This window comes from Parapedobacter lycopersici, from assembly GCF_024643285.1.
GTDB classification, from domain to species: Bacteria; Bacteroidota; Bacteroidia; order Sphingobacteriales; family Sphingobacteriaceae; genus Parapedobacter; species Parapedobacter lycopersici.
The window spans coordinates 82,319-94,531 of sequence record NZ_JAMSLW010000007.1; the positions used below are offsets into that span (position 1 = coordinate 82,319).

The 12,213-nt window shown below is 48.9% G+C and carries 14 protein-coding genes; 9 read left to right on the top strand and 5 right to left on the bottom strand.

Annotated features, from left to right (window positions below):
- Nucleotides 1-11: 11 nt before the first annotated feature.
- Nucleotides 12-986, bottom strand: coding sequence for a Gfo/Idh/MocA family protein (locus NEV57_RS14635; RefSeq protein ID WP_257659090.1), 975 nt, complete (start codon nt 984-986; stop codon nt 12-14).
- 35 nt (nt 987-1,021) lie between these two features.
- Complete coding sequence (locus NEV57_RS14640; protein ID WP_257659091.1) at nt 1,022-1,783, bottom strand: EcsC family protein; 762 nt, start codon at nt 1,781-1,783, stop codon at nt 1,022-1,024.
- A gap of 179 nt (nt 1,784-1,962) precedes the next feature.
- Here NEV57_RS14640 and NEV57_RS14645 point away from each other — a divergent pair, with 179 nt between their 5' ends.
- Nucleotides 1,963-2,598: a peroxiredoxin gene (locus NEV57_RS14645; protein ID WP_257659092.1), complete on the top strand. Its 636-nt coding sequence runs from the start codon at nt 1,963-1,965 to the stop codon at nt 2,596-2,598.
- Between the two features lie 91 nt (nt 2,599-2,689).
- Here the strand turns inward: NEV57_RS14645 and NEV57_RS14650 are convergent, their stop codons facing one another.
- Complete coding sequence (locus NEV57_RS14650; protein WP_257659093.1) at nt 2,690-3,796, bottom strand: S1C family serine protease; 1,107 nt, start codon at nt 3,794-3,796, stop codon at nt 2,690-2,692.
- Between the two features lie 6 nt (nt 3,797-3,802).
- The gene (locus NEV57_RS14655; RefSeq protein ID WP_372340083.1) at nt 3,803-4,381 is read right to left on the bottom strand and encodes an RNA polymerase sigma factor; all 579 of its coding nucleotides are present in this window, start codon (nt 4,379-4,381) and stop codon (nt 3,803-3,805) included.
- A gap of 178 nt (nt 4,382-4,559) precedes the next feature.
- Here NEV57_RS14655 and NEV57_RS14660 point away from each other — a divergent pair, with 178 nt between their 5' ends.
- Both NEV57_RS14660 and NEV57_RS14665 read left to right on the top strand, forming a co-directional pair.
- Complete coding sequence (locus NEV57_RS14660; RefSeq protein WP_257659095.1) at nt 4,560-5,537, top strand: polyprenyl synthetase family protein; 978 nt, start codon at nt 4,560-4,562, stop codon at nt 5,535-5,537.
- A gap of 118 nt (nt 5,538-5,655) precedes the next feature.
- On the top strand, nt 5,656-6,435 hold the full coding sequence (locus tag NEV57_RS14665; protein ID WP_257659096.1) for an amidohydrolase: 780 nt from the start codon (nt 5,656-5,658) through the stop codon (nt 6,433-6,435).
- A gap of 17 nt (nt 6,436-6,452) precedes the next feature.
- On the opposite strand, the gene NEV57_RS14670 is transcribed toward NEV57_RS14665, so the two are convergent.
- A complete protein-coding gene (locus NEV57_RS14670) occupies nt 6,453-6,896 on the bottom strand; it encodes a hypothetical protein (protein WP_257659097.1) in 444 nt (147 codons plus the stop codon).
- A gap of 122 nt (nt 6,897-7,018) precedes the next feature.
- On the opposite strand from NEV57_RS14670, the gene NEV57_RS14675 reads away from it, so the two are divergent.
- Genes NEV57_RS14675 through NEV57_RS14700 form a run of 6 tightly spaced genes read left to right on the top strand, consistent with a single transcriptional unit; the run spans nt 7,019 to nt 12,190 of the window.
- Complete coding sequence (locus NEV57_RS14675) at nt 7,019-7,516, top strand: RNA polymerase sigma factor (RefSeq protein WP_257659098.1); 498 nt, start codon at nt 7,019-7,021, stop codon at nt 7,514-7,516.
- Nucleotides 7,503-8,102 (top strand): hypothetical protein, encoded by a 600-nt coding sequence (locus NEV57_RS14680; protein WP_257659099.1) that lies wholly within the window; start codon nt 7,503-7,505, stop codon nt 8,100-8,102. Before NEV57_RS14675 ends, NEV57_RS14680 begins: the two co-directional genes overlap by 14 nt.
- 59 nt (nt 8,103-8,161) lie before the next feature.
- The gene (locus NEV57_RS14685) at nt 8,162-8,602 is read left to right on the top strand and encodes a MarR family winged helix-turn-helix transcriptional regulator (RefSeq protein ID WP_257659100.1); all 441 of its coding nucleotides are present in this window, start codon (nt 8,162-8,164) and stop codon (nt 8,600-8,602) included.
- Between the two features lie 41 nt (nt 8,603-8,643).
- Nucleotides 8,644-10,038, top strand: coding sequence for a TolC family protein (locus NEV57_RS14690; RefSeq protein ID WP_257659101.1), 1,395 nt, complete (start codon nt 8,644-8,646; stop codon nt 10,036-10,038).
- Nucleotides 10,039-10,060: 22 nt separating this feature from the next.
- A complete protein-coding gene (locus tag NEV57_RS14695) occupies nt 10,061-11,020 on the top strand; it encodes an HlyD family secretion protein (protein WP_257659102.1) in 960 nt (319 codons plus the stop codon).
- 6 nt (nt 11,021-11,026) lie between these two features.
- Nucleotides 11,027-12,190 (top strand): ABC transporter permease, encoded by a 1,164-nt coding sequence (locus tag NEV57_RS14700; RefSeq protein ID WP_257659103.1) that lies wholly within the window; start codon nt 11,027-11,029, stop codon nt 12,188-12,190.
- Nucleotides 12,191-12,213 lie beyond the last annotated feature (23 nt).

A 12,213-nucleotide genomic window follows, 5' to 3' on the forward strand; every position in this document is an offset into this window, starting at 1 on the left:
TATTGTGCTTTTTATCTGGTTGTAATTGTATCCATCAACTGCATTACTTTGACCCCGTCGGCAGCCGTGCAGGGGTTGGGTGCTCCATCCAGGAAATGTGCAACTACCCGTTCAATCATCGGCTGTTGAATGTGCGGACCGTGATCAAAGACAAAACGATCCGTTTTCCCTCCTTTATGCAGTGTATATTCCCTGCCGAAGACCGGAAAGCTTAGCTTACCTTCTGTGCCGATGATCTCACAAAGGTCTTTCGTTTCTTCAGGCGGTACGGTAAAGCTCCAAAGGCCATTGAATAGCACACCGCTTTGGAACTGGATTGCCGCAGCAACGGCATCGTCCGCCGCGTATTGTTTTCCCTGATTTAATGCAATGCCTGATGCATAAGTCGGATCACCGAAGAAATAGAGCATTAAATCCAGCTGATGGGGGGCCAGGTCGTGGAACAACCCGCCACCGGATATATTGGGATCGACCCGCCAATTTTCGGCTGACCTGGCAATCATATCGGACTGCAGCGGCTGGAGCATGTGCAGGTTTACCAGTCGGACTTCGCCAATAGCGCCGCTTGCCAGTTCCCTTTTAATCTCATTAAAAAAGGGCAGTCCCCGGCGATAATGGGCAACCGTCAGTTTAATGCCGGTTTGTTCGGATGCCTGGCGCATCTGGATTGCGGATGCTGCGGTCATGGTCATTGGCTTTTCAACATAGACGGGTTTCCCCGCCAGAAGGGCCGCAATGGTATAAGCCTCGTGGTACAGCGGTGGTGTAGCCACGTATATGGCATTTACTTCCGGATCATTGATCAGGTCATATCCGTTGTCGTACCATCGCGGCACGCCGTGTCGCATGGCGTAGTCGCGGGCCTTCTCTGCATTGCGGCGCATTACCGCCACAAGGGCCGAGCGCTCCACGCGGTTAAACGCGGGTCCGCTCTTTACTTCCGTGACATCGCCGCAGCCGATGATGCCCCAATTCAATTTTTCCATAGTCCCGATTCGTATTTGGCTGTTATCCGTTAAATTTATTCCTCTTCTTCCAATTCCAGCAGGCGCATCCGAAATGCATTCATTGCTGTGACGCCCAGTTGCTGGGTCAAGCGGTAATTGACTACTGCACCAACGGCAGCACCGATTATCGGGATCAGCTGGGCCATTTTTGCCAAGTCAATATAATCCCGATACTCAAGCTGAAACGTACGCCAGTCAAAATGATCCACATCGTCGGGCAGGTTTGCTGCGTAAGTATCCCAGTGAATGATCCGCCTGTATACCTCTTCCCTGTGTTTGTGACTCGAAAACGCCAGCTGAAATACAGTCAGCAGAAAGAGCCGTTCCTTGTATTGCCCCACATCAAAACCGTAGGTAGCCGCAATATCAAAAAGCAGTTTCATTTTAATCGTCAGCAGTGCCGGAAAATCGGCAATACCCATCAGCAAACCGCCTGCACCGGTTACGGCACCTTCCACGGAAGCCGTTCTTTTGTAGGTTTCCATCAGGCGCAGCACATATGCCTCACGTAGCTGGAAACTCCGGTGTTCTTTGGGTGCGGGCACGGTATACCGTGCGCCAAACAGTACCCCTTTCACCATTTTCTCAATAGCAAAAGTAATTGCCTGATGTACTTTCTCCGGAATCAGGTTATTGATTTTCGTCTGGATATTCTTTGCCCATACACTGCCTTTTGGCTGCGGCCGCGTCATGCGGTGCTTCCAGAAAGCCAGCTCTATCAATACCCTCTCCCGGTATTGCGGTGTCATTTCGGCGTTGTCCTTATTGTGCTTCACGGATTATCTGGTATAACGTACGGTATACCTGCCGTTTGATTCCCGGTACCGCAAATCGTTACGTTAAAATTACATTATTTTCTCCGAAATTCAGTTCCCGCTTTTATTTTCCGTAAAATCTACTAACTTTGTAGACATACAGATTGTTTTTTTATATTTAACAGTAAGGAGGACAAAATATGAGTTTAAGATTAGGAGATACCGCACCGAATTTCAAAGCGGTAACGACAGTAGGAGAAATTGACTTCTACGATTACACCGAGGGAAGCTGGGTGGTATTATTCTCACACCCTGCAGATTACACACCGGTATGCACGACCGAATTAGGGCGTACCGCGCAATTAAAAGATGAGTTCGATAAACGTAACGTTAAAGTATTAGCTGTGAGTGTCGATCCGATCGACGACCACAAGGGCTGGGTAAACGATATCAATGAAACACAGCAAACCGAAGTGAATTTTCCACTGATTGCCGATGAGGATCGGAAAGTATCGGAACTGTACGATATGATCCACCCCAATGCGTCCGCTACGGCTACTGTCCGGTCGGTATTCATCATCGGTCCCGATCGCGCGGTTAAATTAATGATTACCTACCCGGCGTCCACAGGCCGCAACTTTCAGGAAATTCTCCGGGTGATCGATTCCCTGCAGCTTACTGCAAATTACAGTGTGGCTACGCCTGCGGATTGGACACATGGCGAAGACGTTGTCGTGTCACCGGCAATTGCCACCGAGGATATCCCCGCTAAGTTCCCGAAAGGACACAAAGTCATTAAACCCTATCTGCGGACGACTCCCCAACCGAATATTTAATCGGATTTACACCGTACACACTCGGTAAATAAAGAAAGCGGTTGGTCCGATCGGGCCAACCGCTTTCTTTATACATTGTTTCACATCAGCCCTAAAAGACCTTGACCATATATACGTAATCCTGGATCCGCTTAACCTGTTCGGTTCTGGCCAGCCCCTGGAGGGTGTTTTTCTTGCCCATCACTAATTTATCCGTGAGGGAATCCTGTGGTATGGCTTCAATTGATTTTAATAATGCTTCGGATTTAATGGCAAATGACGCACCATCCAGGCCTTTTTGTTTGCCGCTGATGATACCGATCACATTTCCACGGCTATCCAATACCGGTCCGCCACTGTTCCCCGGGTTGACTGGGATGGATATTTGGTAAGCAGTAGTATCGCCTGCATAGCCGGTTTGCGAACTCAGGTATCCCTGTCCGTAAACCATGTCATCTCTGGGAAATCCAACGGTAAAGACATCTTCCCCAACATCTGATACGGCCGCTTTGAATGTATACGGCATGCTTTTCAGGGGTTTAAACGCACTATCGCCGATATGTAGGAGCGCCAGGTCATTGGCCGGATCAATATAAATCACCTCGGCCCTGAATGCATCCCCTTTGCTGTTCTGAAGGTGAACGGAATCGGCATCCTTTATCACGTGGTAATTAGTCACGACATACCCATTGGTCGAGACGATAAATCCCGTCGCTCCAAAATGACTTTTTGATTCATCACCCCGCCGTTGACCGCTGTTGATGCTGTTGATCACCGCGTTCTGTGCATTTACATTTTTCTTCACCGTATTCATGTCCCGTCGCAGCGCACTATAGTTCGACGTGGCGGTTTCAATGGTCTTGTAATAGCCCGACAACCACAGGGTAGAGAACACAGCAATAATGGCCACACTCGCTGCCACCAGTGAATTAATCTTGAACCTATTCCATAAGGTGGTAATAATGGTTGTCTGTTTAGCTTCCAGTGGTCCACCAGCAGCATATTTATCGGCGATAGCCGTCAATTCCTGTTTTAATGCTTTCCGGTCGGCGTGCACCTGCAGCTGTTCCAGGAACAATTGATGCGTTGTCAGTTGCGTCGCCTTGTCAGGATGCGCCGTACAATACGCCTCGAAAGCCGTCCGCTCTGTCGCATCCAGCTCTTTTCTCAGGTATTTATCCGCAAGAAATATAAATTCCTGCTCACTCATACTGTTCATCTTCCCCTATTTATTATTTGCTGTAAAATATAGTTTCTTTAGCCGTTGCAGGCATTTATACTTTTGATTTTTGGCATTGTCGGCGTTGGTATATCCGAACCGCTCACAAATTTCCTGCATCGACTGTCCCAATATGTAAAAATCATGAATAATGCTCCGGCAGGGTTCACCCAGTTTATCCAGCGCCTCTTCCATCAGCGACATTTGCTGATCCTTTTCTTCGTGCACCGCCAGGTCATCTTCCACCGATATCGTGTCTTCATAATCGCGCACATCCTGAAACATTCTTCCCTGATCACCCAGCTGTTTTAACCAAAGTCGCCGGCAGACTGCATATAGGTAGGTCTTCAATTTGCTGTTCAATTCGAAACCGCCCTGCTTAACCCGGTCGTACAATACGATAACGGCTTCCTGAAAGATATCCTTTGCCTCATCCGATGTCCCGCTGTTCTGGGTAACCATGTGCAGTACCATTGGAAAATAATCGCGATACAACGCCTCCAGTGTACCTGCATCTCCCGAAGCAATCCCCGCGATCGTTTCCCGGTCTGCTTCCAATGCTGTGGATGTATGCAACTTACTCACCTGTTAATACGCTAAATCTCCAATTGTAACCCATGCAGCGGTTCTTTCGGGTACCGAACCCGCTTTATGCTGTGCATGCCATCAAACCTACTATATTTTTTTTGATTTTAAAACCAGGTTTCCAACAAGCGGCTTTCCGATCTGAATCCCTATCTTAGCCCCAAAATTAACCACAGGCATGCAACAGACGGTCGAATTACAGCAGCGGATTGCCGAAGCATTATCCAGCATCCACATCCCCGAAAAACCGGAGAACCTGTATGATCCGATTCGGTACATGCTGCAAATCGGCGGTAAACGTATCCGGCCATTGCTCACGTTAATGGCGGCTGACCTGTTCTCGATATCCGACAGCAACCGGGCGGTACCCGCTGCACTTGCCATTGAACTGTTCCATAATTTCAGCCTGGTTCATGATGATATCATGGACGCGGCCCCGCTCCGGCGGGGGAAGCCGACCATTCATCAAAAATGGGATAGCAGCGTAGCGATCCTCTCGGGCGACCGATTGCTGATCATGGCGTACGATCAGCTGGCCCGCTGTGGGGGTGACAGGCTCGCGGCGTTGGTCAGCACATTCAATGCCATGGCTACAGCAGTGTGTGAAGGCCAGCAGCTGGACATGGATTTCGAGCGGCGGGAACAAGTCGGCCTTGCGGAGTATATCCATATGATTACGCTGAAAACATCCGTCCTGCTGGGAGCGGCGCTGAAAATGGGCGCCATCGTCAGCCACGCAACCGAAACGGATGCCCGGCTTATTTATGAATTCGGCATTCATCTGGGCATTGCATTCCAACTGCAGGATGATCTGCTGGATGTATATGGCAACCCCCGGCAATTTGGTAAAAAGCCCGGCGGCGATATATTGGCAAACAAAAAGACCTATTTACTGGTCACGGCTTTTGAAACTGCCGATGCCGAGACACGAGCCGAACTGACCAACTTATTCACTGCCAAAGACTCGGTGCCGGAAAATAAAATTGATGCGGTAAAAGCCATTTACGACCGGCTGCAAATCCAGCAATTAGCCGAGGACAGCAAACAGAATTACATCAGCAAGGCATTCAACGCCCTGGACAGCATTACTGTTGATGAAGCCCGTAAAACCCCCTTGCGGACACTGGCTCAAAATTTGCTTCACCGAGAAGCGTAGTCATTTGCTGCAGGAAAATCCCGCTGGACACAGGGATCAGTCTGCACAATTACAAATTTATTGTTAACTTGTGCTTTTGGCACACCCAAATTAATCAAGAACTTCATTGTTTTCAGATATGGATGCATTAAAGATCACCACGTTCCAGGCATACTTATTTTGGGAAAACATCGATAAAAACCTAAGCAATCTTTCGCTCAGGCTATCGGCAATCCGCGAAAAAACGGACCTTATCATTTTGCCGGAAATGTTCAATACCGGCTTTACGATGAATGTGGAGAAGTGCGCCGAAAAGCCGGACGGTCAAACGATGCACTGGATGATGGAAACGGCGCATAAATATAGCTGTGTGGTAGCCGGGAGCCTCATCATTGAAGAAGATGGGAAGTATTATAACCGGTTTATCTGGATGAACCAGGATGGCAGCTATGTGAAATACGACAAGCGGCACCTCTTTGGCATGGCCGGGGAAAATGAAAAATTCACGCCGGGAAATAAGCGGGTTATTGTAGAACTCCACGGTTGGAAGATATGTCCCATGATTTGCTATGACCTCCGGTTCCCGGTTTGGTCGCGCAACCTGGATGGTGCATATGATGTTCTGTTATATGTGGCCAGCTGGCCGGATAGACGGTCGGCCCACTGGCGGAGCCTCATTCCGGCGAGAGCAATAGAAAACCAGGCCTTCGTCATTGGCGTAAACCGCGTGGGGCACGATGGCAACGAAGTGTATTATTCCGGAGGTTCCATGTGCATCTCGCCGATTGGCGATGTCGTATATTATAAACCGGAATACGAAGACCTGTATACCTTCTCCATCTACCGGAAAGATATTGACGATACCCGCACTAGCCTGCCGTTTTTAAAAGATATTGACGATTTTAAATTGGATATTTGAGCAGCGGTTCTTCTCTGTTATTGATATGGCCGTTCCAAAATTGCCGATTGAATGACTGCGTCCCGCAGGTCAAATGCATATCCCCCGTCTGCTTTTCCCGTATGCGCCGTGTCTGTTACATGCAGCCGTTCGGGGACACGCTGGCCGGAATGGCTTCGCGCCCGGCGCATTTTCGCTGTGTCGATATTACCCGTATACGCATCAAAAGCCGCAGAAGGGGTAGCGGACGTTTCATCCGGTTGCCACGCCGGTGCGCGGAGGTCACGATGGCCTGCCTGCTGTTTGCCAACAACCTTGCCGGGTTGTTCGGATCTGCCTGCGGCAGCCTCGTCCGTGCCTGCTCGCGGACGGCCCTGCGCCGGATTTCTTTTCCGTGCCTTTTCCTGCTCCTTCTGAAAATTCGCATACGCCTGAAGACCAAAAAAGGCCAGTGCAATCAGGATCGGGAGAATCGTTTCCATTTGCTAAAGTTAAAAAAATATCCGGAAAAAAAGCCTCCGATACATGTCGGAAGTCTACCCGCTTATCCGCATCTTTGTAACAGGTAGTTGTTCCATACGTCTAATCCACGTAACCGCTGCTCATGAGTAATCAACGCATATTATTTCAGCAACTATTTGACGACAATTCCAAGCGGGTATACCACCTCTGCTACGGCTATACCGGCGACAGCGATGCGGCCAACGACCTGATGCAGGAAACCTTCATCAAGGTTTGGCAGCACCTCGACACCTTCCGTAACCAGTCGCAGCTCTCCACGTGGATATACCGTATTGCGGTAAATACCTGTCTTTCCTACCTGCGCACAGCGAAGCGCCGGGCTACAGATGAACTGAACGACCACATCATTGAAAATCATACCGAAGAACCTTCGGAAAAGCAGGAACAGGTGGCTTTATTATACCAATCCATTGCTCAGCTGGAAGAAAATGAACGCATTATCATTACCATGGTGCTTGATGAAATCCCCTACCCGGAGATTGCGGAGATTTCGGGGATTTCCGAAGGAAATCTGCGGGTCAAAATACACCGGATAAAACATAAGCTAACAGAAATATACAATAGAAATGAAAGGGTTTGAAGATTTACAACAGCTTTGGCACCGGCAAACGCCGGAACCAAACGTTAGCTTTGACACGATATTAAAGCGGATCAAAGAAAGCAAGGGCGAGCTGGCGAAAAAGCTCTTCTGGCAGAGCGTGGTAGTTGCCGCCGCTATCATCGTACTCCTGTTGGTCTGGGTAGCCGTTTCGTTTTCTACCTGGACCACCTACCTCGCCCTGGCACTGACCATGGGCTGTATCTGTTATTTCTTTGTCAACCAGCTAGCCGATTATCGCCGGATCAGCAGCAGTCATTCACTCTTATCCAAACCACAGGAGTATATCGTTTACCTACAGGAATTCAAGCAAAAACGCAATCGTTTCAATACCCGGAATTACATGGCATATGAAATCGTATTGGCAGTCGCCTTTGGACTTTATGCCGTTGAAATGTATTTCTCCGTACCATTCTGGGCCTTTATCACCTTTCTGCTGGTTGTAGTCTGCTGGTTCCTGATCTGTCATTTCGTTTTCATGAAACAATACATCAAACAGGAAAATGCACGCATCCAGGAAATGATTGACAACCTCGGACGCATTAATAAACAGTTCCACGAATCCTGACCATGGCCAATAAGAATTTTTGGCACAATCCTTGTAGTTGCATATACAACTTTACAACAATGAGCAATTCTATTTTTCAAGCTAAAGAATTTTACGACTTTCTTACCGGGAAGGCATATACGGCTATTTCCCGGCGACTGCATAAAAATTTCCGCGAAGCAGGCATCGACATCACCAGTGAGCAATGGAGTATCCTGTACAGCCTGTGGGAAGAAGAAGGGCTTACCCAACAGGAACTTGCCACACGGACATTCCGTGAAAAGACAGCCATTACACGGCTTATCAATAACCTTGAGCGCAGCCAGCTCGTCATACGTGTTGTGGATAAGGCCGATCGCCGAACAAACCTGATCTATTTGACGAAGGCGGGGCGTAGCCTGAAGGAAAAATGCCTGGCACAAGCAAACAAAACCCTGGCGGAGGCGTTAATTCATGTCAAAGACGACCATGTACGGATTGCCAAGGACACCTTAAAAACAGTCTACGAAAACTTATCCTGATTTTTTACAATAGTTGATTATACAACAATATACTTTTCATCATGTCAACACATTGGATTAAAAGATACCTCATTGCCGGAATCAGCTGTATCGCCGGAGGTCAGGTCTTCGCCCAGCAGGCGCCCAGCCTGGCCGAACTGGCAGAGAAAGCAGTTGCAAAAAGCTATGAGCTAAGCAATATGAGACTTGCTATTCAATCCGAGCAGGAAACCCGGAAATCAATCAGCGAAGTTTACATGCCTCATCTTGAAGCCGGCGGAAAATACGCTTACCTCAGCAGTAACCTATTGGCCGACATACCATCAACCACATTGCCCATATTGAATATTCCTGTGTTTGAAGGTGATTCCGAATTCTCGACACGGGGCAATCTATGGACGGCCGACCTAACAGCTAGTGTCGTATTGTTCAGCGGTACAAAGGCGCCCAAACTTGGAAAGGCACTTGATCATAAAATCGAGGCACAGGAGCGCCTGATCGAGAAACAGCGACAGGAAATTATCGACAAAGTAAGCACGGCGTATGACCAGCTTATTTTGCTAAAACAGGTGCAGCTATTGCTTACCGAAAGTGAAAAAAGACTCCAGATTGAAAAAAAGACAGCCGAGAAAGCGTTTGGTTATGGCCTTATCACCTCATATGAGCTCAACAAAGTAGACGTAGCCCAGGCGACACTGGCGGCTAAGCTGCAGGAGTATACGGGTAAGCATCGTTTATTGCTGCAGCAGCTGCACCAGCTGACCGGTGTTGCAATTGGGGAGCTGGAGTTAATTGACCGGGAACTCCGGCCCTTTCCAATCGATGACCCGGCCACCGGCATTGGAAACCGGCCCGAAATAGCCGCACTGAACGCAGCTATTGAGGCCAGCAAGTACCGCGTCGCTGCAGAAAAAACCCATTGGATCCCCAAGGTTCAGGCCATGGCACGGGTAGGGTATTACGGGTTAACGAACACTCGTATGACAACACCCTACCACAACCCGGTAACCGGCCGTGAAATCGACTTCAGGCTGAACAGGCTACAGGCATTCCCAAGCTACACCGTGGGTATCGGGATGCAATGGGATATTTTCGATGGTTTTAAGGGAAGAAGGGAAGTGAATAAGGCGCGCATTGAAGTCCAGAAAGCGGAAAACAACCGGGCACATGCGGAGGAAATGCTGACCTTAAACCTGGAAAAGGCCCGTACCGAATATCAGTTGGCCGTTAAACAGGTCGCCGCAGGTGAAACCCGGTGGAATATCGCACAAAAAGCATTAACACTCGCCCAGAAAGAATATAAAACCGGTCTCATTAAACTCGCGGAACGCATCAGTGCTGAAACAGATCACCAACAGGCCGCACTGGACTATTATCAGGCCGTATTCAATCAGCGCAGGGCTGCATATCAATTATTAATGGCTACGGGTGATCTCACCCTCGAACACGTAAACTAATCACCCCTAAAAACAATTTACCATGAAAACCAATTTATATACGCGTTTTGCTGCAGCAATCATTTTAGTAGCAATTGCATCCTGTGGAGCACCTGCTCCAAACAACAAGGAAGGTAAGGTTAAACGGGAAAGCATCAGCGTTACTACGAAAATTCCAGGAAGGATCAATACGCTTCTGGTCCAGGAGGGCGAACTGGTAAAAAAGGGCGATACCCTCGCAATTCTTGATATTCCGGAAGTAGATGCCAAAATTGCCCAGGCACAGGGCGCTGTCCGGTCAGCTGCTGCCCAATACGAAATGACGGAGCGCGGGGCCACGGCCAATCAACTGAAACAACTGCAGGCCAAGCATGATGCGCTTAAAGAGCAGTTTGAGTTTGCCCAGAAATCCTTTCGCCGTGTGGAAGCCATGTTTACCGATTCACTGGTGTCGCCTCAGACATACGACGAGGCTTTTGCGAAATATCAGGGTGCACGCGCCCAGTATCAGGCGGTCATTGCCGAGCTCGATGAGGCAAAGTCAGGTGTGCGCCGCGAAAACAGGCTCATGGCACTCGGACAGCAGGAACGGGCCAGCGGGGCGCTACGTGAAGCCGAAGTTGCCGCTAACGAACGCTATGTCATCGCACCGACCGATATGACCATTGAAACCATTACGTTGCATGTAGGCGAACTTGCCACGCCGGGTTACGCGCTGTTCAATGGCTATTTACCGGGCAGCACCTGGTTCAGGTTTACCCTTCCGGAAAACGAAATCGGTGCCGTTCAGCAGGGCCAGGACGTGGACATCTATATTCCTTACCTCCGTGAACATACCAAGGGAACGGTTACCCTGATTAAGCAATTGACTAAATATGCCAACGTCACCACGGCCTACCCGGAATATGAAATGGAGCAGGCCGTTTACGAAATCAAGGTCGTTCCACAGCAACAGGAAATCGCCCAGAAACTACTTAACAACGCGACGGTCACGCTCAACTAGTGCTTCATGAAAACGTTCATCAACTTAATAAAGCGGGAATTCCGTCTATTCTGGGGTAATTCCGTACTTCGCCTGCTGTTCATCGGGGCGCCCATACTATATGGTGTCCTGTTTGGTTACGTATATAAAAAAGGGAAGGTAACCGACCTTAACATTATCGTGGTAGATGAGGATGATACGCCGCTTAGCAACCGCCTTATTGACATGCTCAACGATACGGAAGTGCTGAATGTAATTACGGTGAAACCTCAGGGCAGCGGACTGAAAAAAGCGATGATTGCTTACGACGGGCAGGCGCTTGTATCCATTCCCGACCGGTTCGAAGCTGATGTATTGCAAAATCGTTCGCCTGAGATCAATGTCGACATTAATCTGGCCAACATCCTTACCGCCAATTACGCCTCTCGTGCCATACAGGTCGTTTTAGGGACCTTAAATGCCGGCATGGAGATGGAAGCCCTGAAAAAGAAAGGCACTCCCGACTTTGCCGCCATCGATAAATATGAGGCGTTCAAGACGAACTATGTCCGCCTGTACAATAGCTCATCCAACTACATGAGTTTTCTATGGCCCGGCATGCTGGCCACGATCATCCAGCAGGTACTTTTGCTGGCGCTGGCGTTAAGTTTTGCACAAGAATATGAACGGAACACTTTTAAATCTGAGTTATTGGCTCAGACCCGGTCGCCACTGCAGGCCATGCTGGTCAAGTGTATTCCCTATTGGCTGATGATTATCCCCATCTGGTTGTTTTTTTTAGCGCTCCAGCATTGGTTCAGGGTCCCGCTTGCGCCGGAACAGACCGCAACCAACCTGCTTCTCGCAGCGCTTTTTGTCATCTCTGCTTCGTTACTGGGTGTGTTGGTAAGTATCCTGATTCCCAACCAGCTCAAAGCGACTGAAATTCTGATGGTTGTGGCTACACCCAGTTTCGTTGTCAGTGGCTTTACCTGGCCCCTGAGCCAGATGCCCCGCTGGGTCGCCTATATTGCCGACGTGATCCCATTAACGCACTTCCTGCAGGGCTATCGAATTCTACTTACCCAGCAGGGTACAATCACGGACATTCAACGACCGCTGCTTGCACTAGGGATATTAACTGCTGTCTTTGGCGTCTGTGCATATGTTGCTCTTCGAATAAAAATGAAACGGGCACTGAAGGCCGATTGACATTCTGTAAAATTACCATTACA